Source organism: Pseudoalteromonas sp. NFXS53, assembly GCF_056629255.1.
The window spans coordinates 577,831-598,959 of the sequence record NZ_JBWVBR010000001.1 but is presented as its reverse complement, the minus strand read 5'-3'; the positions used below and the strand labels follow the sequence as shown (position 1 = coordinate 598,959).

General features: G+C 35.8%; 22 protein-coding genes and 1 pseudogene. 5 read left to right on the top strand and 18 right to left on the bottom strand.

The window, feature by feature from the left end:
* Positions 1–441: 441 nt before the first annotated feature.
* Positions 442–1,383 (bottom strand): glutathione S-transferase family protein, encoded by a 942-nt coding sequence (locus AC1HJP_RS02430; protein WP_480360140.1) that lies wholly within the window; start codon positions 1,381–1,383, stop codon positions 442–444.
* 59 nt (positions 1,384–1,442) lie between these two features.
* The gene (locus AC1HJP_RS02425; protein ID WP_480360138.1) at positions 1,443–2,336 is read right to left on the bottom strand and encodes a DUF2268 domain-containing putative Zn-dependent protease; all 894 of its coding nucleotides are present in this window, start codon (positions 2,334–2,336) and stop codon (positions 1,443–1,445) included.
* 307 nt (positions 2,337–2,643) lie between these two features.
* Between AC1HJP_RS02425 and AC1HJP_RS02420 the strand changes: the two genes are divergently transcribed.
* Positions 2,644–3,504, top strand: coding sequence for a pirin family protein (locus AC1HJP_RS02420; RefSeq protein WP_480360136.1), 861 nt, complete (start codon positions 2,644–2,646; stop codon positions 3,502–3,504).
* 127 nt (positions 3,505–3,631) lie between these two features.
* Here the strand turns inward: AC1HJP_RS02420 and AC1HJP_RS02415 are convergent, their stop codons facing one another.
* The 7 genes from AC1HJP_RS02415 to AC1HJP_RS02385 all read right to left on the bottom strand — a co-directional run bounded on the left by AC1HJP_RS02415 (position 3,632) and on the right by AC1HJP_RS02385 (position 9,884).
* Positions 3,632–4,603, bottom strand: a complete 972-nt coding sequence (locus tag AC1HJP_RS02415) for an AraC family transcriptional regulator (protein ID WP_480360133.1) — start codon at positions 4,601–4,603, stop codon at positions 3,632–3,634.
* Positions 4,604–4,697: 94 nt separating this feature from the next.
* Positions 4,698–5,129, bottom strand: coding sequence for an anthrone oxygenase family protein (locus AC1HJP_RS02410; protein ID WP_480360132.1), 432 nt, complete (start codon positions 5,127–5,129; stop codon positions 4,698–4,700).
* Between the two features lie 3 nt (positions 5,130–5,132).
* Entirely contained in the window at positions 5,133–5,960 is an 828-nt protein-coding gene (locus tag AC1HJP_RS02405) for an NmrA family NAD(P)-binding protein (protein WP_480360130.1), read from the bottom strand.
* 507 nt (positions 5,961–6,467) lie between these two features.
* Positions 6,468–7,490: a sensor domain-containing diguanylate cyclase gene (locus AC1HJP_RS02400; protein WP_480360128.1), complete on the bottom strand. Its 1,023-nt coding sequence runs from the start codon at positions 7,488–7,490 to the stop codon at positions 6,468–6,470.
* Positions 7,491–7,603: 113 nt separating this feature from the next.
* On the bottom strand, positions 7,604–8,884 hold the full coding sequence (locus AC1HJP_RS02395) for a serine hydrolase domain-containing protein (RefSeq protein ID WP_480360126.1): 1,281 nt from the start codon (positions 8,882–8,884) through the stop codon (positions 7,604–7,606).
* Between the two features lie 92 nt (positions 8,885–8,976).
* Positions 8,977–9,591, bottom strand: coding sequence for a hypothetical protein (locus tag AC1HJP_RS02390; RefSeq protein ID WP_480360125.1), 615 nt, complete (start codon positions 9,589–9,591; stop codon positions 8,977–8,979).
* Positions 9,592–9,653: 62 nt separating this feature from the next.
* Positions 9,654–9,884, bottom strand: a complete 231-nt coding sequence (locus AC1HJP_RS02385; protein WP_480360123.1) for a DUF2798 domain-containing protein — start codon at positions 9,882–9,884, stop codon at positions 9,654–9,656.
* A 226-nt stretch (positions 9,885–10,110) separates the two neighbouring features.
* Between AC1HJP_RS02385 and AC1HJP_RS02380 the strand changes: the two genes are divergently transcribed.
* Positions 10,111–11,016: a LysR substrate-binding domain-containing protein gene (locus tag AC1HJP_RS02380; protein WP_480360121.1), complete on the top strand. Its 906-nt coding sequence runs from the start codon at positions 10,111–10,113 to the stop codon at positions 11,014–11,016.
* Between the two features lie 607 nt (positions 11,017–11,623).
* Here AC1HJP_RS02380 and AC1HJP_RS02375 read toward each other — a convergent pair.
* The 3 genes from AC1HJP_RS02375 to AC1HJP_RS02365 all read right to left on the bottom strand — a co-directional run bounded on the left by AC1HJP_RS02375 (position 11,624) and on the right by AC1HJP_RS02365 (position 13,198).
* Positions 11,624–11,989, bottom strand: coding sequence for a DODA-type extradiol aromatic ring-opening family dioxygenase (locus AC1HJP_RS02375; RefSeq protein WP_480360119.1), 366 nt, complete (start codon positions 11,987–11,989; stop codon positions 11,624–11,626).
* A gap of 49 nt (positions 11,990–12,038) precedes the next feature.
* A complete protein-coding gene (locus AC1HJP_RS02370) occupies positions 12,039–12,602 on the bottom strand; it encodes a YceI family protein (RefSeq protein ID WP_480360117.1) in 564 nt (187 codons plus the stop codon).
* A 68-nt stretch (positions 12,603–12,670) separates the two neighbouring features.
* Positions 12,671–13,198, bottom strand: coding sequence for a cytochrome b (locus AC1HJP_RS02365; RefSeq protein ID WP_480360115.1), 528 nt, complete (start codon positions 13,196–13,198; stop codon positions 12,671–12,673).
* A 402-nt stretch (positions 13,199–13,600) separates the two neighbouring features.
* Between AC1HJP_RS02365 and AC1HJP_RS02360 the strand changes: the two genes are divergently transcribed.
* Positions 13,601–14,029 carry a metallophosphoesterase gene (locus AC1HJP_RS02360; RefSeq protein WP_480360113.1) on the top strand — a complete coding sequence of 143 codons (429 nt, stop codon included), beginning with the start codon at positions 13,601–13,603 and terminating at the stop codon, positions 14,027–14,029.
* A gap of 609 nt (positions 14,030–14,638) precedes the next feature.
* Entirely contained in the window at positions 14,639–14,875 is a 237-nt protein-coding gene (locus AC1HJP_RS02355; RefSeq protein ID WP_480360111.1) for a helix-turn-helix domain-containing protein, read from the top strand.
* Positions 14,876–15,000: 125 nt separating this feature from the next.
* Here AC1HJP_RS02355 and AC1HJP_RS02350 read toward each other — a convergent pair.
* The 4 genes and pseudogenes from AC1HJP_RS02350 to AC1HJP_RS02335 all read right to left on the bottom strand — a co-directional run bounded on the left by AC1HJP_RS02350 (position 15,001) and on the right by AC1HJP_RS02335 (position 18,528).
* Positions 15,001–16,079: pseudogene (locus AC1HJP_RS02350) on the bottom strand (IS3 family transposase).
* A 284-nt stretch (positions 16,080–16,363) separates the two neighbouring features.
* Positions 16,364–16,735 carry a low molecular weight phosphatase family protein gene (locus AC1HJP_RS02345; protein WP_480360109.1) on the bottom strand — a complete coding sequence of 124 codons (372 nt, stop codon included), beginning with the start codon at positions 16,733–16,735 and terminating at the stop codon, positions 16,364–16,366.
* Positions 16,736–17,026: 291 nt separating this feature from the next.
* Complete coding sequence (locus tag AC1HJP_RS02340) at positions 17,027–17,467, bottom strand: energy transducer TonB (protein WP_480360107.1); 441 nt, start codon at positions 17,465–17,467, stop codon at positions 17,027–17,029.
* Between the two features lie 86 nt (positions 17,468–17,553).
* Positions 17,554–18,528, bottom strand: coding sequence for an IS1595 family transposase (locus tag AC1HJP_RS02335; RefSeq protein WP_480360105.1), 975 nt, complete (start codon positions 18,526–18,528; stop codon positions 17,554–17,556).
* A 470-nt stretch (positions 18,529–18,998) separates the two neighbouring features.
* On the opposite strand from AC1HJP_RS02335, the gene AC1HJP_RS02330 reads away from it, so the two are divergent.
* Positions 18,999–19,817, top strand: coding sequence for an alpha/beta hydrolase family protein (locus AC1HJP_RS02330; RefSeq protein ID WP_480360103.1), 819 nt, complete (start codon positions 18,999–19,001; stop codon positions 19,815–19,817).
* Between the two features lie 85 nt (positions 19,818–19,902).
* On the opposite strand, the gene AC1HJP_RS02325 is transcribed toward AC1HJP_RS02330, so the two are convergent.
* Both AC1HJP_RS02325 and AC1HJP_RS02320 read right to left on the bottom strand, forming a co-directional pair.
* Positions 19,903–20,274: a hypothetical protein gene (locus tag AC1HJP_RS02325; RefSeq protein ID WP_480360101.1), complete on the bottom strand. Its 372-nt coding sequence runs from the start codon at positions 20,272–20,274 to the stop codon at positions 19,903–19,905.
* Positions 20,275–20,705: 431 nt separating this feature from the next.
* Complete coding sequence (locus tag AC1HJP_RS02320) at positions 20,706–21,095, bottom strand: VOC family protein (protein WP_480360099.1); 390 nt, start codon at positions 21,093–21,095, stop codon at positions 20,706–20,708.
* Positions 21,096–21,129: the final 34 nt, after the last annotated feature.

Genomic DNA, 21,129 nt, shown 5'->3' with positions numbered 1-21,129 from the left:
TTCGTTGAAAATACTTGGATAATTTGGAAATGAAGCGTTTTTTAGAAGCTTTAATACTTTGTGGACACCAAGAACTTCTTTAAGAATATAACAACCTAACGAGATAACACTAAATCTCGTGAGCAGATAGAAACGTTAAGAATATTATCAAAACTATAGCTGAACTCGCCTACATAAAAAGAAAAATAGTATTGGAAATACCTACAAGAGGCCAAAAAGTTGAATACTACAAGAGTTTATTTGTGATTCCATGCCAGAGTTTTATACCAGAATACCTCCCCGAAAAAATTTAAGCTAAACCATATCTATTGACGTACCACTTTTTAGCTACCAGTTATTTTAATAACCCTTTACTACAAATTTTTGAAATAAATGCTATTTGTAGTAAAGGCGACACTTGGAAGGACATTTTTACTGTTTGCTAAAACAAAAATGTCACTATCAAATTTCATGAGGAAGATACTTGAACCAATTCAAGCTTGGACCCTGTGGAATAATTTGTGAAGGGTTTAAGGCCTTAATCGAATAATAGCCAGTCTTGATATGGTCAATACGGGTATTTTTAGCAAATGCTTCTATTCTTAAGAGCCGCTCTAGATATGAGGATAGTTCGGGATAGCTAGAAATATGCTTAATGTTTGTTTTAAACAATCCATGATATGCAACATCAAAGCGTATCAACGTAACAAACAGCCGAATATCGCTTTCAGTTAATTGTTCACCTACAGCATACTTGTGGTTTTTAAAATGCAGTTCCAACTCTTCCAGTCTATCAAACAGAGTCACTATTGCTTCATTATAAGCCTTTTGACTAGACGCAAAACCTGCTCGGTATACACCGTTATTTACACTATCATAAATACTCTTATTGAACTCATCAATTTCTTCCTGTAATTCAGTAGGGTAAAGGTTAAGCGAAGAACCGTGTACTCCCCTAAGATCATCGTTGAAAATTCTCAAGATATCAGAAGATTCATTATTTAAAATATTGCTATTTTGAATGTCCCAGAGAATAGGTACTGTGGCTCGGCCTGTGTAGTTTTTATCAGTCATAGTATAAAGCTGATGAGCAAAATCAACTCCTTCAATACCGCTCTGAGTGGCTCCAGGAAAAGGACTGAACTCCCAGCCGAAGTCATTTAACTGGGGAGCGACCACGCTTAACTCAACCGCACTTTCCAAACCTAGCAAAGACCTAGCGATTAGCGTTCGTGTAGCCCAAGGGCAAATATAAGCTACATACAATCTCAGGCCATTTTTAATCGCCTCCTCAGCATTTTCAATACGCGCTGTATATGCACTACTTTGACGGATAAAGCGTCCATCACTATCTTTTTTCTGTACTGGATCCCATTTACTTTGCCACTGACCATTAACTAACATACATAACCCCTTTATTTGTCAAATTTTGAACTCACCAAAGTTATTAATCAAACTATTATTTAGTCAAATATCTTCGAAACATTTGCAACCGATTCTGCATCGCTAAGTGTCAATAACTCACGGATCTCTTTACCTTCACCTATAAAGTTTTTAGAAATCAAATATCCTATCCAATAGCCCATATCCATTGGCATCGCTTTTTCCATAGATGAAACTGGAGTATACAGCCACGGTCTAAAATCCTTTGTTAACATATTAGGTTTAAAATCTTTAACTAGTGTTGAACGATGATTTTCACCATAAGCAACTCTTTCATCATCTAAAACATAGTCATCCTCTAAGATAAGTTCAGCCATGAAGTCTGCACTTCCTTCTAACAAAGAAATTTCTAGTAAATTGAAATCAAAGCTTTTTCTTGTCGTTAAACGATATTGCAATACATGAACTAGTTCATGAGCAATGTAGCTAGTAAGTACTTTTCTTATGTCATCAAAAGGTAATTTATTTTGACAAATCATCTCAAGAGCTAAGACAACTCCTGAAGGGCTTGCGGTTGCTGCTGTATTACCAGCTCCTACAACTGCATAAACTTTTACATCATCTAATGAAACTTTGGATAGTGATGAAAGCTGGCTTCTTATTTTTAAAGCCTGTTTATTTAATGACTCAAATTCATTCGCACAATTTTCAATATTAGTCCAAGCTTGCGAACCAAGATTACTCGTTGCTAGCAATATATTTTCTGGTTTTTGAAAACGAGACCTAAGTATTTGAAGACCACCACTATCTCCTATTAAATATTTGCCTTTCAAGTTATTAAGATTAAGTGAGGAGCTCTTTTGCAATGAAACTATTCGTTCAACCGCACTAGAATCTAACATATCTTCTGCAAGTACGATTGAACTAGAAGAAACACCTAGAACAAAAGCCAAGCTACACAATAATTTATTCATATTAACCCCACACATAAAATTATTTGAAATTACAAAGTTATTCTCGATTAAATTTAGAGGGGTTACTTATCTGAGCGTTCATTTGTTATGACCCATAGTGCAGTTAAAGATGTTTTCGACAAATTAAGACTTCAACATCCACAGATACAGAAATTGAGTACACTAATTTTGTTTGTTATGAGGGCTCACTAAAAGTACAAAAGTTATTGCATAAAGTTCAAAAAATGGAATTTAATATTCAAATGAATTTGTTTGAATATATTCTTTACAACCATTCCAAACTCACTTCCTTAGAGTTTACTTACAAATGAGTAAAGATATTTTAGATACGAATGAATCTACACATTTTTTTAAAACCTTTGGTGCTAAAATCATTATTGGGGACTCTTATAAACTTTTCTCATTTCGTCATACCAACTTTCATATGGGCTTTGATCCATTAGTTTTTGTAGATCACTATGTTTTTACCGAAAACCCATATGATTATAAGATGACTTCTGGAGTGCTTTTAATATCGGTATTACTAGAAGACAGTTCTGCAAGCAAAATCTATTCTGATTCATTTCATAACAAAGTAATCATATCCGCTGGTGATGTGCTGCTTATTGAGGCAGGTAAAGGTCTAGTTTATAAAGAGAGTACTTATAAAGGCTCACAAGCACATGGAATACAATTTTTCATAAATACGCCAAACATACATAAAGGCCATACTCCTAGTGTTTATCATCTAGCTTCAAAATCAATACCGTCCTTCATGGAGGATGGCTTGAGATTAAGAGTGATCTTTGGAAGTTATAGAAATTTTAACGGGGTACAGTGCCACTATTTTCCTTTAGATATACTCGAAGTCACCTTAAATGCAGGCCACTGTTTCAAATTCCAACAAGAAGCGGCTAAAAATATTTGGGCCTACGTAATTTCAGGTGAACTTGAAATAAAGCCCGAGCACAACACAAACTATCAACTAAAAACTGGTGAGTCTTTAACTATTGGAACCAAAAAAAATGAAAAACTCATTCCTTTCGTTAACAACAAAAATACTGAAACGCTTTTTTTTATTGTTTCATCTATTCCATTAAAAGAGAATTTCTCCCAGTATGGAACTCTATTAGCTCCTGATGAGTTAACACTCACCAAAACGTTAAGTCTGTTACAAAAAGAGATATGAAACCCTTCAGTGTATAAGTGCGGTAAACTTTTAGTAGTAAAAAGTTATTTAAAACTTCGTTCTATAATCATGTGTACTAAAAGGTTTTTAACTCTTAAAAAATATATTTAATTCCTAAGTTATTTTTTTAACTTACTCCTTGGTACGACTTCCTAACTTCGATAGGAGTCTTCCCTATAGCTTTTTTGAAGGCCCTTGAAAATGCAGCTTCTGACTGATAACCAACATCTAAAGAAATAGATAATAAAGAGTCTTTTGTTAGTTGAAGTTTAGAATAAGCTAAAGACATCCTCCATTCAGTTAAATATTCCATCAAAGTATTTCCAACTAGTTTCTTAAAGTATTGAGAGAAACTAGTCCTAGACATTCCTACTTTGAGTGCTAGCTCTTCAAGTGACCAGTGATATTCAGGCTGCTCATGAATCAGGTTAAGAGCCTTACCAATCCGGTCATCGCTTAACGCACCAAGCCAACCAATCTGCTCATCATTCAAACCTTTTAAATACTGTCTCATCGCATTTATAACCAATATATCAGCTAAACGAGAAATAACAGCTTCTGCTCCAACATCAACATTTTGAGTTTCACTTTCAAGAAGTCCACTTAGATTATCGAAAATATCTATAGTAGGTTGTTGAGCTTTTTTAATTAATATATAGGTGGGTAAAATACCCAAAAGCTTAATAGAAAGTGGGTGTTGAAACAAAAGAGCACCGCATACCATTGTGGTTTTATCGCCATTTCCACCAAAGTTAAGCACTTCATACCTAGAAGTTATAGCCTTAATCGGTAAATCAGATAGATGAGTAAAGTGTGTACATGCTCCATCGCCTAATTTATGACCCTCACCTTTTGGAAAAAGGATGAAATCTCCAGGCTCTAAATCAATTCTATCATTGCCTATTGAGAAAGATGCGTGTCCGTCCACAACAATATGAAACATCATGCAGGAATGAAGAGCTGGTATATGGATACCCCATGGTGATGCCAAGCTAGACTGAGTAAAAAAAGCACTTTCCATGCGCAAGTTATCCAACAGCTTCCCTATAGGGGTATCATCAATCACCGTAGACATTCTGCTTTTATAGTCAAAACCCATACTCTCTACCCAAAGTTTACATTCTTTCAATAAAGATTAGCGAAGTGTATGGTTTTTGACAATAAAGTTTACGTTCCAAAATGTAACAAAGACTCTAAAAAGACATTAACAAACCTGATAAAACACCACTAGCTGTCCTGATATGATTCCAAAAGACCCATTTATTTAGATACTCACTCCAAACAGCATCAAGCTTTTCAGGTTCAGCATCTTTAAGTTTATCATTTAGCGGAACATTAAAAAAAATAGTGACTAATGTGGTTCCTACAAAAAATACTCCACCAGAAAGTGATTGCAGACCTTCATGAAAATAAAAAAAATACACCCCTGCCAAACCAGATATTACAAAGCATAAAAGAAATGTAGGGTTTAAAATATCTTTGTTTATCGAAACCATTGTCTCAGCTCCGTTATTATTATTAGATAATACATTCATCACAGTATTACTAAATATAAAGTACAAGCCGATCATGATTATCATCGTTAGCTGAAGCAATGCTTCAGCTATAGCAATAGAAGAAGGCATCTCTTAACCCTCTTGAAATGCATCAATGTTACTTACAATAAACTCCTTGAATGACTTTGCAGGTCGACCAAGGGCTTCATCTACACCATTGCAAATGAACTCATTTCTTCCATCTAATACTTCAGTAAATAAATAAGTAAGCATTTCAATTGCCTTTGGGTCAACATTATTGTTACTAAGAGTTGCGACAAACTCTTCTAAAGTGACTTGTATAAAGTTTACAGGCTTTTTTAGAACCTCTGTGAATTGGTCTGCTAATTGCTGGAAGCTTAACAACTCTGGGCCTGTGACTTCGTATAAATTACCATTATGTTTTTCATCTATTAGGGAAGCTACAACTACATCACTAATGTCATCAACATCAATAAATGGTTCACCTACAGAGCCAACAGGTAAAGCGATTGTGCCTGCTTCGATAAACTCTCTGAACATGCCCTCACTAAAATTTTGATTAAACCAACTTGCTCTAACAACAGTGTTACTCAATCCCGAGTTTTGAACAATCTCTTCACAGACTTGTGCTGCCGGCTCCCCACGGCCTGACAATAAAGTTATATGTTTTACTCCTTTTGACTTAGCAAGTGAGCAAAATTGTGAAATATCATTTGGGGCTTGTGGTAAGGCTAAATCAGGATAATAAGTCAGATAAACTGAATCTACATTAGTAAGAGATTCACTCCAAGTATCTGGCGCGTTCCAATCAAAATGAACTTCACCGTTTCTACTTGCTCCTTTTACCTCGAAACCTTGATTAGAAAGTTTTTCGTATACTCGTCTACCGGTTTTGCCTGTAGCTCCAATTACCAAAATAGTTTTGATTTCTGTACTCATGACTTATACCTTTTAGTTAATTTGTTAAATTAAAAGTAGCAACTTTTAGATAAGGTATTTTTGCTCAACGTTTAAACTATTGTACCGATCGTTCAGAATACCTTAAAAAGATACAAATATAAGTAATCAATTTCAGTGGTTGTTTGTTGTATACAAGCAAAAGTGAAAAAATTGAGACAAGTCTTGAAAATAGTGATTACAAGTAGAGCCAAATTCTTAAGTCAATTGACAGTAACATAAGGTTTATAATTTTTGAGGGAGTAATTCAATTAGAACTTTTCTATGGCTAACTCATAGTTATCGACTCCAAGAATAGGTAGGGTGAAGCTACTCACCAAAGCGCTAACTCTATGATAAATAAAAAGAATGAATAACAAATAAAATTTATATTATTTTTGTAGGTTATAAGCTTTAAAAAATGTACCTAGTAATTTCAGAATACAGTCAATGGAAATTTCGAGATTGTAACTTATCACTACCTTATAAGAATAAACATATTCATACTCACTAGGAGAACTCTACCCTGTTTTTGCCGTTTCTTTTAGCTTCGTAGAGTGCTAAATCAGTTCTGTGAAAAAGCTCTCTAAGCTCCTCGTTATTTTTATGAATTGAAGAACCTATGGATACCGTTACTTTTCCAACATCCTCAAATTCAGATTCACATATTTGTTCTCTCAAATTTTCAGCGAACAGAATCAATTCCTCCTTCTTTAAGTTGTTGAAAATCGCAATGAACTCTTCTCCTCCCCATCGCCCAACAACTGAATCTTTTGGAACATTTTTAGAAATAATCTGAGCAAACTGCTTAAGTACATTATCTCCTGTTAGATGACCAAAGTTATCATTGATACCTTTAAAATTATCAATGTCTATAAGAGCAACACCAAAATTATTAACTTCTTCAGAGTTAACTAACTCATCAAGAACCAAATCTATTTTTGCTCTATTGAACAACCCCGTTAACTTATCTGTAAAAGACAAATGCTCCAATAGCTTATTTTTTCTCTCCAACTCACTATTTGTCTTGTGTAGAAGATTTTCCAGCTCTTTGCGCTTAGAAATATCAATTGTTATACCTGTCATTTCTATCGGCTTTCCATCTTCAGACTTTGAAACGAAACCAAGACTTTCTGTCCATAACCAACCTCCAGCTTTCCTTTTTAATCTAAACTCAGCGTCATAATTTTCGCGATGACCATTTATGTAATCAGTGAACTTTTCGGTAACATTGTCTCTATCGTCTGGGTGGATTATTGAAAAAAAAGCTTCAAAAGTAGATGGAACTTCATCACTATCGTAACCCAATATTTCAAATAATTTTGGCGAAAGAAAGTGAATACTTTTATTCACATAATCATCAACCCAAAAACAAGCACCAATTGAGTTCAAGCAATAGATAAAGTAATCAACAGTGTTTTCTTTAAATATATTTTCTTTGATATTATCTGCAATCGCTTGGTTTTTTGATAATTCACAATTAATTACGGTATCAACCACGGTATTCACAAACTCTTTTTTAGTACTTGGCATATCAATCAACCAACATCTTTCTGATTAATAAAATATAGCCAAAAAAACTCAACATTTACAAAGTTACTGGTAAATGTGAAATAATAGAGACTTCTTTATTAGAACAATTAGATTTACTTAACTCTTCTTTTCTTCTCAAACTTTACTTTCACAATAGCAAAAACAATTACTATTAATGAAATCAAAATCGAGCCAAAAAGAGTATCACGTATGACTAACTCAATTCTGTTTTTCACTAAATAGATATCCGGTTTACCTGTTTTCCAGAGTGTCCATTGTGTTGCCATATCAGAAGAAAACGCTTCTTCATTACCTGTCTGAAACATAATAAAACCATCACCATTGCTTTGGTCAAAACGAACCGTTGCATTTAAATATGGTGATTTTCCACCATGACCAACAATAAAGCCATCTTCAGTAGGAGCAAATAACATCGGCCCCGCAGCCCAAATTGCTTGTCCACTAACATATGCTTGTGGTGTCCTCATTACCTCAAGACTATCTTGGCTTAGGAACTCATAAGAGCTAGTTATGTTTGGTTGATTGAACAAACTTGCTAAAAGAATTTTGTGCATATCTTGTAAGTTTGTATACAACCCTGTTGCAGCCAAAGATGTATAATTAGGGTATTCTACTAACTTCATTCCTTCACCAAAGTAATCAGCAAGTAAAGGATCATCAGGGCGAACTTGGAAATAAGTATTTTCTAGTTCAAGAGGTTCAAAAACTAAGTCATGTAATGCATTTTGAAAGCTAGTTTGTGTGACATCTTCGATTATTAGTTGTATTAAGTTATAACTACCGCCAGAATATGACCATGACTCGCCTGGCTGATTTGTTACAACTACTCTTGCGCGAACTCCTGGATCTGCATCAGCAGCAAGTGTAAGGTGCTCGACTAAAGGCTGTATAGGCTGACCTTGAGGAAAGCCGTTATGGCCCAAGCCATCTTCAATACCAGCAGTATGACTGAGCAACCTTCTCAGCGTAACTTGATTATTAAATTTACTGTCAGGTAGTGTCCAACTTTCTGTATACTCAGACACAGGAGTATCCAAGTCTATCCCCCCTTTTTCAACCAGACGTAATACAGCTATTGAAGTGACCAACTTGCCTATTGAAGCGACCCCAAATACAGACTTGTCATTAACAGGGTTTCCTTTAGAAACATAGTGCTTACCTACAATTTCACCATCTTCAATAATTGCATAAACTGCATTTCCTTTAAAGTTTCTATCTACTTCTGATTCTAAACGTTTTGAAAAAGTATGATAATCCTGATGCTCTGCCCAAGGGGTTAGAAGCCAACCTTCAAAAAGCATTGTAAAACGAAGCGCTCCCCACAGGCCACATGAAACCAAAGTAATTAAAAAGTATGCTGTAAATTTTTTCATAAAGTTGACCCTCAACTACTGATAAAACTCTACACTTTTTATGAGTGCTTCTTTTCACATTTTGAACACAATTCATTGCAAGGCGTTCAACTTTAGTAAACTCTTTCTAAATTTGCACCTATAATCTTCTTGATGTAGATTTCCACATACTCTGGCAACCATGGATCGTTATTCATAATCTCAAATCGTTCTTGAAGAGCCTCTTTGTCTTGTGATGACAAATGTACAATTTTCCAGGTATTTAATGGTTCATTTTCATTCCCAACTACACCATGCTGAACATGAAAAATTGGCTGTATAGTTCCTGAAGATAAAAGCTCACCTTCTTCAGAAGTGATCGCCACCTCACCAATAAAAGTAATGATCTGGTTTTGATGATCGATAGATACATTTTCTATTACAACCCCAAATTGTTCTTCATTCAGCCATAAACGCTGCTCAGAGACTCTAATTAATGTTTCTATATCTCCTTTCTTTGTTCTATTCCATGCCGCAGCAGAACCACCTTTAATTACTGAAGGTATGAAAATATCTGGCCTAGCAGCTTTCCTGACTTCCATGTCCCATAAAAGAGATTTTGTCATCCTAAAACTAGGCTCAGTTTTATATTTCTCATCCAAGATTTTATTTATATTAATAGGATCTAATTCAATCTGGATATTTTCATTAGACACCCAAGCTTTATTAAATTCTTCTAAATGATTCATTAGACTTCCTCTCTTACTTTGATAGATATTTTTACTAGATAACTACATAAATGAGTTTCAATTTAAAGGTCATTCTTAACTATTTTGGAAATAAACAATTTAGTCAGAGGGACTACAATTAAGCTGAACGGAAAAGCCACAATCATTGCGACTAACCAAGCTTGTGGCCAAGCAAGAAGTGCCTTGCTCAAGCTAGATAATTTAAAACCTAATAATGTTAGTGACATTACTCCAGACATCATAAATGACATAACAAATGAAAACGCATAAGCTTCGAATTTACTTGGAATCATATCTCCCCCAACAAAATCAACAATTAGCCTAATAGATATTTAAGGATTATTCGCTGTCCAAGATGAGGTTTTTATAACTATATACCTTAACGTGAATAACTTTTTCATTTTGGCTGCGAACTCTTGACCTGTTCATATTTTACACACCACATCTTTTTAAAAAAGATCGAAAAATTGAATGCTTCGTTCTATATTTGAAACGATTATTTATGATTGAGTATTAAAAATGATAGATCTTAATGACTACTACTATTTTGTTCACGTTGTTGAAAAGGGAGGGTTTACACAGGCCTCAAGGTCGTTAAATATGCCTAAGTCCCGTTTAAGTCGCCACGTATCAAAACTAGAAGAAAGGCTCGACCTCAAACTTATTCAAAGAACATCACGTCAATTCAGTGTAACTGAAACAGGAAAAGTATTTTATAGTCATGCAAGAGCTGTATTAGATGAAATGGAAGCAACAGAGACAGCTATTTCAAACATAAAAGGCTCCCTAAGTGGTAAAGTAATAATAAGTTGCTCACTTGGTGTTGCTCAGTTCGCCATTAAAGAGCTTTTAATAGAATTTATTAAAAAGCACCCTAATATTGAAGTAATTGAACATGTCTCAAATCAGAACGTAGACTTAATTTCGTCTGGTGCGGATATGGTAATAAGAGGCCATATGGAAAGCCTTCCAGACTCGAGTATTATTCAACGACACCTTTCAACTTTTTCATGGTGTTTATATGCTAGCCCTTCATATTTCAAGAACACTTTAGTCCCCCAAACTCCTAAAGATCTAAATATGCTCCAAGGACTTAAGGTAGGGTGGCAGTCTAGCCTTGAGAAATGGAATTTAACAAACACTAATGGAAAAATAGTCGAGGTTCCATTTTCTCCAACCTTTAGTAGTGATGATATGAGCACTTTAAAAAAAGCGGCGGTTGAAGGACTTGGGATTGTTAGTTTACCAGCCTATACCTGCAGAGCTGAGATTAATATAGGCACCCTTATCCGAGTTCTTCCTCAGTGGACTTCAGGTAGAGCACAATTGAGTTTACTGACACCTTCAAGAACAGCACAATCCCCTGCAGCCAAGGCGCTTGCTAAATATTTATTAGACCATTTAGAAAACCATATAACTAAATAGTTTCATCATTACAGGGGACGATTCTACACCACAAACCTAAATCATCCAGTATGGGAGGTGTAAGCAAGCGTTTGAAATAATTACAAAATGCGGTCTTAAGCTTGTTCGGTATTTGCATCTATTTATCGGGTGCTAGTACCTAACGACAAGAAGTGCTTCTAAACTCGTCAGTCACTTATACCAAGCGAACATAGTTGAATGCCGATTCAGAATCTTAACACTAAACTGTTCGTCAGCAACACTATTTGCCAAACCATAACAGACATGCAAGGGTAGCAAGTGTTCTTCTCTTGGATGGCAAAATCTCGCATAAGGTGCGAGTGTCCATTGTGTAAGTTGGTCAATGCGCTGTGTCTCGACAAGCGCTTTGTTACTTAATATATCTCTCAGCCAAGTTTCAAATGCTAAGTTTTTTTCATTAACAGCTTCAACATTGCGAGAAAAAAAGCTGGCATGTTATGGAAAGAAAACCCTGAACCAACGACTAGTAGATTCTCACACTGTAATAATCGTAAAGCTTTTCCAATATGTAAATGCAAACTAGGGTCTAAACTATTCGCCAAAGATAATTGCACACAAGGAATATCAGCTTCAGGAAACATAATTTTTAAGGAATAAACATACCGTGGTCCCCCCCCCTTTGAGCATCAAGGTGATTTTCGATGCCGGCTTGCTTTAACGCATTAGCCACTTCAAGCGCCAGTTTCGGGGAACCAATGCAAGGGTATTCAATTTTATAGGCTGACTCAGGAAAGCCGCGATAGTCATATATTAACTCTGGTAACTTTGCCGATGTAATTGTTGGCGCAGCTTCCTCCCAGTGGGCGCTTATCAACAAAATAGCGCTTGGCTTGTCAATATTACCAGCCAATTGAGTTAATGTTTTTATCATATCTTTATGGCTAGGGTCGCCTAATAATGGCATTGGGCCACCACCATGAGAGATGAAAAATACATTTTGCTTTCTAGACATTACACACCACTGAGATTAAAACTGAACGCTAACAATAATATTCACCTGATTACTTGCGAATTCCTTCAACATGTAAGTCAAGCATTACCGTTGTTGGACCAAGCACTTCTTTCATACCATAATCAGCTAAACGGATCTCAGTGGTACCAGAAAATCCAGCTCGGTAACCACCCCAAGGATCTTTTCCTTCACCAATTTTTTGTGCATCAATTACAATATTCTTCGTTGTTCCATGCAGTGTAAATGCACCTTTTACTTCTAGTTTGCCATTGCCTTTATCAGTAATTTTACTACTCACAAATTTCGCAGTCGGAAATTTACCAACATTTAAAAAGTCATCACTGCGAAGGTGCTTATCTCGCTCTGCATGATTTGAGTCGATACTGGTAGTATCAATATTCACTTCAATTTTTGCATTGTCATAACTTTTACCATCGTAGTTAAAAGAGCCTTCAAAAGTATTGAAACGACCCGTTAACCAAGATACGCCTAAATGCGATGTTTTAAAATTAATAAAAGCATGTGCACCTTTAGTGTCAATTATATACTCTGCGGCGTTTGCTGAAGTCGATAGCGCACCTAAGATGGCTGCGGTAATTAATAGTTTTTTCATCGTTCTCTCCTGTTAAAAATATTCAATATGCTTAAGTGATTACTAATACTTACTTAAGACAAAATTCATTAAAGCATGCGTTTGAGTGTTGTATCTTTATCTATAAAGTGATGTTTGAGGGCAGCCAAAGCATGCAATAAAACAAGCGACATCAAAGCGTAAGCACTAAATTTGTGAACGAGCCCTGCAATATCAGCTTGTTCTTTAAATAATTCACCTAAACTTGGTAACACAAACCAATTAAATACTTCTATGCCTCGACCGTCTGCTGTTGAAATCAAATATCCGCTAGTACAAATCACTAAAATTAAGAGGTATAAGGTTACATGAGCTAATTTTGCTATTATCTGTTCAAACTGGTTTCCAAGTGCATCTGGGCTAATATTGCTTGCCTTCCAAAATAGTCGTGCGATGGTTAAAAACATTAAAAGTACACCTACACTTTTGTGAATGAATGGCGCAGTCCTATACCAGTCACTGTAATAGTTCAGTTCTACCATCCACCAACCAGATGCAAACATACCAATTACCACTACTGCTGAAATCCAATGTAGACCCTTAGCAATTAAGCCATAATTTTGTGTTGTATTTTTCATACCAACCCTCAAGCATTTGTTAACCCTGCCAGTAAACCTTTACTTCAAGTACCCTGGTAACATTACAAGAGTAAAAACATTTAAGCGTTGCCAATCGTTCAATTTTTATGCGCAAACGTACCTAAATCTATTATTTGCGTTTATGTTTACATGCACCTTAAAACTTTAACGCGGTTGCAGATGCTCCTATAGACCCTCAAGGTAAGACTCATTGATGGCTATGTAATTACTATTCCGTCTTTTACTATTAAGTATTAGTGTACCTCCCCCAGCTTTCGAAGAGCTTTAACTTTCATATACGCATTTATTACAGTGTTTTTTTTGCAAAAGAATCTGATATCAATATTGCTGATGAGATAATGCTAAAATTAGCTTTCTGTTTTAGGCTTTGGGCATTACAAAATGTTGAAAATTGGTGCTAATTCAATCAAGAAAGTTACAGTTCAAAAAAATCTAGCTATTGACTCAGTTAAGAATGTCTTTGTCGTTGGTAATTTGGATGGAAGTTTATCTGGACTCCAAAAAGCATTAAGTAGAAAAGGCTTTGTTGAACATGTTGACCACCTCATATGCCTAGGCGATATGATTGACCTCGGAAGTGAGTCAATCCAATTGATTCAATATCTTTCAGATATTAATGCCGATTTTATATTAGGTAATCACGAACACCTTATGCTCGAATCAATTATCTCTCAGGATGAGACTGCTATGCGCCTTTGGAATTCAAATGGTGGAGCATGGCATCATGATGTTGATAAGGCAAAATTAGACTCAGTCTGTAACCTATTTTTAGACAGTTCGCTCTCTATACACTGGAATACAGAGGTATAGAGATTGGATTGTCACATACATTACCACCTAGTTGGAACTGGTCATCCCCACCTGAAAAATCAGAGGGTACTGTAGAGTCTTTACTTTGGAGCCGTGAATTATTTAAATCTCAGAAGCAATATTGGGGTTAATTTTTCGATTCATGGACATAACTCAACGCAAATGCCCATTTGGATAGGTAACACATATCATATTGATACCAATTATTATGGTAGACCGACTGTTGTAAACCTCGGAAATTTGATTGATGAAAGAGAAAACTCGAAGGTTTAACCATCTCTCAACTAGACTAAATTAGTAAAACATTCATAATTTTCAACCCTTTGCATTGGTTATGAAAAACCTATTATGAAAAACCTATAATAGGTTTCTCATAATCACTTACAATGCCCAATTTAATGCTAAATTAATTAAGCAAAATCCACTAGAGAACCTCACCTTCACTCTACAAAGGCAAAATCAAGCCAACCTAAACGAATTGCCTAAATTACCGTTCTATATTCCACTAAAATTAAACATTGGGTTTTACATTTATGCGTTCATATAAATACTGAGAATTATTTTCATCGTAAACCTTTTTTATGCGTTCGCATAAATAAGATAATTCTAATGCAAGTTCAATTTAAAGTGAGAAATATAAAGCAGCTAGGAGCTGTATCTAAGCTTGTAAAACAAAGTCAATCGCTCGATCAAAAAACTGCAGGGCTATTATCAGGAAATGGCTTAACCTGTATTAGCCAATTTGAAAATGGAAAAGAGACAGTGGAAATTGGCCGGGTTCTGAATCTATTAGAGCAATTAGGCATAGACCTTGAAATCAATTTACCTCCAAATCTGCCAGAATAAACAATTGATAAGCTAAAGAAATTACTCAATATGGATGCAGGGTGAATAAATGCGTAAGTTGAATATTGATCTGCTTTAATCAAACTGTAACTCCACCCAATTTAGTACAGCCTTTTTGTAGAATTTTATGCAGCCTCAAGATAACTAATTGGTGTCATATCACCAAGTGAATCATGAGGCCGTTCGTAATTATAGATATCTAACCACTCATCTGTGATTTCACGTACTTCTTGTAGTGATTCAAACAAGTATAAATCTAGCACTTCTTCACGGTAACTTCGGTTAAACCTTTCCACAAAACCATTTTGATAAGGGCTGCCAGGTTTTATAAACTCCAACTTGATGTTATTTTCCATCGCCCAAGTTTCAAGCGCAGTGGAAGTAAACTCAGGACCGTTATCTACTCTAATTTGTTTCGGTTTACAACGCCAAGCGATGATTTGTTGCAATGTCCTAATCACTCTTTCAGCGGTTAAACTGGTATCTACTTCAATCGCTAATGCTTGTCGATTGAAGTCATCAAGGACATTCAATGTTCTAAAACGATGTCCGTAGCTTAATGCATCACTCATAAAGTCCATTGACCAAGATTCATTATGTTGCTTTGGTGCACTTAATGGTTCAGGTGTTCTTGTTGGTACACGGCGCTTTCCCTTACGTCTCAAGTTAAGTTTTAGCATGTTGTAAACTCGCTCAACACGTTTCTTATTCCATGGTTTGCCTTTATTGCGAAGCCTTTTAAATAGCTTGGGCAGCCCCCATCTTTGATGGCGCTCAACCAACGTAAGTAGTGCGTCGATAACTTCATCATCTGACGGCCGTTTATGCTTGTAATAAAAAACTGAGCGGCTTAGCCCTGCCACTTCACAAGCAAATGCGACGCTAACGTTAAATTGAGCCCTCAAATGCTCAACCTAAGCTCTGCGCCTACTTGTTTTTACAGCTTTTTTGCGATGATATCCTCAAGCATCGAGTGCTTTAAGCTCAGCGTAGCAAACATATCTTTTAGCCTACGATTTTCTTCTTCAAGTTCTTTAAGGCGTTTAACATCTGAAGCTTCCATACCCCCATATTTTGAACGCCACTTATAAAAGCTACTCTGGCCAATACCATATTTACGGCACACTTCAGGGACGGGAACACCAGACTCGGCTTCTTTGATCATGCTGACAATTTGGGTTTCAGTGAATTTGCTTTTTCTCATCGTAAACTTTCCTATTTTAGTTAATGGAAAATTCTACTTATGAACTGTTTCATTTTTTGGGGAGTTACAATTCTACTTACAAACTGTTTCATTTTTGGGGGGAGTTACAAAACAAGGCACTTTTTTAATAGAATATAATCCAATTATTAAGGTGTCAGATGACAAAACCGCTGATAAGTTATCTTTATAAATGATGTAACACTAAAACCTATAAATGATGCAACACTAAAACCTAGAGTATGAAGAAACCAAAGTTGCATGTGCACAGTTATAGTAGCGCGGATTTATTCATGAAGTAATGAAAGGTTTGGGCATACGGGCGGCGTATGTTCAAAAGGCAACCGCTCTAATAGCAGTAAAACCAATTCGCGCTGAAAATATTGGTAACTGTCTTCGATTTCGAGATTAGCTATTTTGTGAAGGTATATATCACCAGTATATTCCCTAATCCGTTCAATATGCATTGCTTCAAACACGTAGATTTCATCTGCCCATTTCAGCATCTCTTCAGTACAAAGAGTTGAGCCGGCTTTTTTTACATATTTTTTGCTGAGTCCTGCTGAGCGATAAACGTTTAATTTATCTGCCGCACTAAAAAGCTCCTCAGCAGTCTTGCTACGTTGGATATTAGCAGTGCATAGGAAAAGGATATTCATACAGTCCCCTTAACTAATGAGGAAGTAAAATTAAAAAATAGCAACCTCGAATGCTCCTTGTGTTAATTCTAGCACCTGTCTATTCATTAAAAGTGCTTTTAAGAAAAAACGATAGAAACAACTACATATTAAAGAACCTCTAATTAATTAACCTTTTCTCTAAATTAGCCAGGCACAAGTATGTTAAAAACTATGGCTCTATTTGCGTTAAGTGTTGAATAATTCCTTTTGTGGGGGAAAACGTGGAAATTACTGATTATTTCCACGCTATTTTGGAAAGTATTTTAAATATTATTCACATTGAAGTTTTGCTTGTTCAGCACACCTAGCTTTTGCTTCTTCTTCAGAACTTCCGCCCATACAAAAATCTAAGCGTATTACCTTTTCTTCAGCTTGGTTTGGCTGGCCTGATACATTCTCCCAGCGCCACTTTTTTATGACCTTTTTAGCAGGTTTGAAAATAACTTTCTTAGGAATAGACGAAACTAATTCTATATCTTGTGATTTACCGTCTTCATCTACGGTCAGCTTAAAGACACCACAACCAGCTATACCTTTCATAGCTAGATCCATAGGGTATCTAGGAGTGACTTGTTTAGTTCTAACCCATGTAGCAGCAGACTTTTCTGGATCTAGGTGAGTAAGCTTAACGTCAGCATAGTTATTAGCTTGAGCTACAGCAGAAAACTGCAACCCTAATATTGAGCTTAATATTGCGATTCTCTTTTTCATTTTTTCCTTCCTTAGTATTTTTATTATCAATATGTAAGTACACATTAATGTAACAAAATCGCCTTCATAATCAAATAAATATAAATCTAGGCAACGAGGCCATAAGCAAGATTTTCGTCAATTAAGTATGCAAGCCTTACCTCTTTGTACTTATCTTTCTTGCTATCCATCATTCTCATCCAACCCAAGTAATTTGGGAGGTATTCTGTGCCAACACCATTAAATCTGCGCATCCAGCCCCGTAAACGACTCATGTAGCCATTTACATTCTGTATATGGAACTGACCACCGATCACACGCTCACCTTGGCTTACAATCGTGCGATAGTGCTGAATGTTCTCTTCCTTCGCAAATGATCGGCAGGCATGTGCGCCATCACAGCACAATATACTGTCATGATTGACTATTGGCCTCATTGCTTTATGAATCTCGTTGCTTGAGTGTTCTTCGAGTACAAAGTCAGTTAAACCACCACTTCTGTCAACTACGATCAATACAGGGATCTTATCGTCTACCGTTCTTCTATCGCCCATACCGCCACGCTTTCTAGGTTTTCGGTCATATATTGTCTGATTACCTTTAAAGCTCTCCATGAAGAACATTTCATCGGCTTCAATAATACCTGCCACTTCTGATGGTTTACGCTGTGCTGGAGCTTTTAAGAATCGGTGTCGCCAACGAAAAGCAGTAGTCTCTGCAACTTCTAATAGTTCAGCCACTCGTTTAATTGGCAAACCATCTAACATGTACTCTAGGTTTTTAGCCCAAAGCTCACGCTTTCTAAGTCGAGCAAGTGGAGTTTTGGTAAGGGCATTGAAAGTTTTGCCACATACGGAGCTTTTGCATATGAACCGTTGCAAGCCAGCCGCCATCCCCCATTTACCAATTTCTTCATTGCCACAGTGAGGGCATATAACATCGTCACCTTTACATTCATTGATTAGGTTATCAGTATCACCACGTTTGAGGTCTTCGACAACATGGTGATGTAGCAATCGCTTCTGGTTGTGTGTTAGCTTAGATAACGACTCAATAATTAATGTAAATTGATTCTTCTTCAATGTCCCGACCTCTCTAGCTTTGGGACAATTAATTATAGTACAAATTCACAGAACAACAATTAACGCAAATAGAGCCAAAACTATTGACCTTGGTCAGCAAACATGTAACTCCACCCAATTTAGTACAACGCCAATTAAAACACTTTTAAAAGAGCCTCGTTAAAATCATTTAAATAAATCTCAGTTTTAGTGCCAAAGTGAGTAAAAAATCTCAAGTTGAGTGGCAAAATTAAAAAGTGACAATTTTTTAAGTCACTGAGAAGAGATAAGGTAGTCTGCCTGAGATTCTCAAGCTAAATGGAAATCACCATTATAAGCACATCCAACAAAGCTAAAGTTTTGCGAGACTTTTAAATATAAACTAAAATAATGTATCTAGGTACGTTTGCACATAAATATTGAACGATTAGCAACACTTAAATGTTCTTACTTTTGTAGTGTTACTCAACTATTAATCAAAGATGAATTGTATGAACGTCAAACTAGTTGCTATGAAATCGGTATTTGCAATTTGGAGTCGAGTATTACCAAGCAAATGTTCAAGCTCACTAGTAAAGCTTTTATTTACAGTGAGAAAAAACAGTTACCCTTTCAAAAAACTCCCCCACCCCACATCAACAGTATTCGTTGACAATGAGACTACAATATCTTATTGGCATGGCACACTTGAACAGTCAGTCTTATTAGTACATGGTTGGGATGGCAGCGGGGATCAGTTTTCCCAAATATTAAAAGGCTTACTTACACATGGATATTCAGTATATTTAGTTCAGCCAAAAGGGTATGGGATGTCTTTGAGTAAGTCATCTAACCCGGGGCAGTTCATACAATCTATACAATCATGCCTAGCACACATAAAGACACCATTAGTTGCCTCGATAGGACACTCAATGGGAGCAGGGGCAATACTCCATGTTGCTTCAAAAAATTCAAATTTAGGTAAACTAATCTCAATAGCAGCACCGAGTGATTTTAAACATATCTTAAATGAATTTTGTACAACATTGAGTGTAGGAAAGAAATGCCGAAATCTTTTTCTAAATAATGTGGAAAAAGAAGTTAAGTTCTCTCACTCTGAATTAAAAATAGACGCGCATATGAGTCAGGTTTCTTCTCCCATGCTTCTTATCCATGATGAAGAAGACAAAGTTCTTTCTTACACAAATGCTTTGCAGTTAAATAATTCATGTATAAACACAAAGCTCATTTCTACTCGAGGGCTAGGGCATAGTCGAATATTAAAGTCTGAGTATGTGGTAGAAAAAATATTGGAGTTTATTAAAAAATAGCTACAGTAGTTATTGTTTATCAACTGAATTTAAAATAAATATAGTGTTTAATGCTGCCCCCCCTTATTAGCATCAAACACTATGATTATTTAAGAGCAAACCACTTTATTTCATAAGGGCTAAGTGTAGAGTAAAAACCAACATGTTTCGCATATGGGCGAAGTGTTATTGTTCCATCTGATTTATTTGGCCGCTGTGACTGAATTGCATCTATTTGCGCATAAACATTATCATCAATAATACTTATGAAACCAGCGTCCATAGAATGCTCTACAAACCCCAAGTTCATATAAATTCTGATTTGTTTACCTGACCTAATCGCTTGAATTAGATTACTAACAGATCCTTTTACAGCCTTCGCCTCATTGTTCTGATGATAAAGTAATTTTGGTTCAGCATTGACACCTGAACTTAGGAAAAGTGTCGCTATCACAAGAAAAAAATATTTTTTCATCATTTTACTACTCCAATAGTTAGTGTCTTGTAATTCTATTAATGATTGTAAATTGCATCTATTTCTGGTTTTACAAAAACTTTGATAGTTCGTTCAAGTCGCTTTAGGAAGGCGCTACTTAAAGTACATCTAAGGCACTTGTTGCATTTGTTGTACTTCAAGTAAAAAACCATGTACTGAGAAACAAAAAAATAAGAAGTAAATTTGCTACTGTAATTATTGTCATAAGAAAGTGTGCTACAAAACAAAGGCCAGCTTCAAGAATGAAGCTGGCCTTTTTATTTTGCTAAAATGCCGCTGCCAATCTCTTTAGGAATTCTATGTTACAGACCATCATCATTTGCTAAAACATGGAAACTCAAGCATATAAAAATATATAGAGCTACTTTTATATCACCTATCAGTAATATCAACACTTAGGTTTTACATGAAAATCACGAAAAGTACTTAGAAATATAAACAGCACATAACTTATTTCCGTAGGGATCTTTTAAATAAGCAGTGTAAATTTCTTTGCCAAAACTATAATGCGAAGAAGGCGGCTCATTACATGGGTGACCACCATGAAGCAACCCTGCAGCATACCATTTATCAACTTCGCGAGAACTACTGGCCTTAAAACCGATTGTCATTCCGTTACCATGGGTTGCTGGTTGTTTATTTATTGGATTAGTAATACCAAAAGAAGAGTCCTGTCCCAAATACAAACACCGCCCCTTTGAATCAATTACCCCTTCTTGATAACCAATTTGGGACAAAATGGCATCATAAAAATACTTTGACTTTTCAATATCATTCGAACCTACCATTACATGACTAATCATAAAATTCCATATTAACAATTAATAACTATAACAA

Excerpts from the sequence above, each read along its gene's own strand:
- AC1HJP_RS02430 (WP_480360140.1), bottom strand. The coding sequence starts at position 1,383 with ATGTTAGTTAATGGTCAGTGGCAAAGTAAATGGGATCCAGTACAGAAA.
- AC1HJP_RS02425 (WP_480360138.1), bottom strand. The coding sequence starts at position 2,336 with ATGAATAAATTATTGTGTAGCTTGGCTTTTGTTCTAGGTGTTTCTTCT.
- AC1HJP_RS02420 (WP_480360136.1), top strand. The coding sequence starts at position 2,644 with ATGAGTAAAGATATTTTAGATACGAATGAATCTACACATTTTTTTAAA.
- AC1HJP_RS02415 (WP_480360133.1), bottom strand. The coding sequence starts at position 4,603 with ATGGGTTTTGACTATAAAAGCAGAATGTCTACGGTGATTGATGATACC.
- AC1HJP_RS02410 (WP_480360132.1), bottom strand. The coding sequence starts at position 5,129 with ATGCCTTCTTCTATTGCTATAGCTGAAGCATTGCTTCAGCTAACGATG.
- AC1HJP_RS02405 (WP_480360130.1), bottom strand. The coding sequence starts at position 5,960 with ATGAGTACAGAAATCAAAACTATTTTGGTAATTGGAGCTACAGGCAAA.
- AC1HJP_RS02400 (WP_480360128.1), bottom strand. The coding sequence starts at position 7,490 with ATGCCAAGTACTAAAAAAGAGTTTGTGAATACCGTGGTTGATACCGTA.
- AC1HJP_RS02395 (WP_480360126.1), bottom strand. The coding sequence starts at position 8,884 with ATGAAAAAATTTACAGCATACTTTTTAATTACTTTGGTTTCATGTGGC.
- AC1HJP_RS02390 (WP_480360125.1), bottom strand. The coding sequence starts at position 9,591 with ATGAATCATTTAGAAGAATTTAATAAAGCTTGGGTGTCTAATGAAAAT.
- AC1HJP_RS02385 (WP_480360123.1), bottom strand. The coding sequence starts at position 9,884 with ATGATTCCAAGTAAATTCGAAGCTTATGCGTTTTCATTTGTTATGTCA.
- AC1HJP_RS02380 (WP_480360121.1), top strand. The coding sequence starts at position 10,111 with ATGATAGATCTTAATGACTACTACTATTTTGTTCACGTTGTTGAAAAG.
- AC1HJP_RS02375 (WP_480360119.1), bottom strand. The coding sequence starts at position 11,989 with ATGTCTAGAAAGCAAAATGTATTTTTCATCTCTCATGGTGGTGGCCCA.
- AC1HJP_RS02370 (WP_480360117.1), bottom strand. The coding sequence starts at position 12,602 with ATGAAAAAACTATTAATTACCGCAGCCATCTTAGGTGCGCTATCGACT.
- AC1HJP_RS02365 (WP_480360115.1), bottom strand. The coding sequence starts at position 13,198 with ATGAAAAATACAACACAAAATTATGGCTTAATTGCTAAGGGTCTACAT.
- AC1HJP_RS02360 (WP_480360113.1), top strand. The coding sequence starts at position 13,601 with ATGTTGAAAATTGGTGCTAATTCAATCAAGAAAGTTACAGTTCAAAAA.
- AC1HJP_RS02355 (WP_480360111.1), top strand. The coding sequence starts at position 14,639 with ATGCAAGTTCAATTTAAAGTGAGAAATATAAAGCAGCTAGGAGCTGTA.
- AC1HJP_RS02345 (WP_480360109.1), bottom strand. The coding sequence starts at position 16,735 with ATGAATATCCTTTTCCTATGCACTGCTAATATCCAACGTAGCAAGACT.
- AC1HJP_RS02340 (WP_480360107.1), bottom strand. The coding sequence starts at position 17,467 with ATGAAAAAGAGAATCGCAATATTAAGCTCAATATTAGGGTTGCAGTTT.
- AC1HJP_RS02330 (WP_480360103.1), top strand. The coding sequence starts at position 18,999 with ATGAACGTCAAACTAGTTGCTATGAAATCGGTATTTGCAATTTGGAGT.
- AC1HJP_RS02325 (WP_480360101.1), bottom strand. The coding sequence starts at position 20,274 with ATGATGAAAAAATATTTTTTTCTTGTGATAGCGACACTTTTCCTAAGT.
- AC1HJP_RS02320 (WP_480360099.1), bottom strand. The coding sequence starts at position 21,095 with ATGATTAGTCATGTAATGGTAGGTTCGAATGATATTGAAAAGTCAAAG.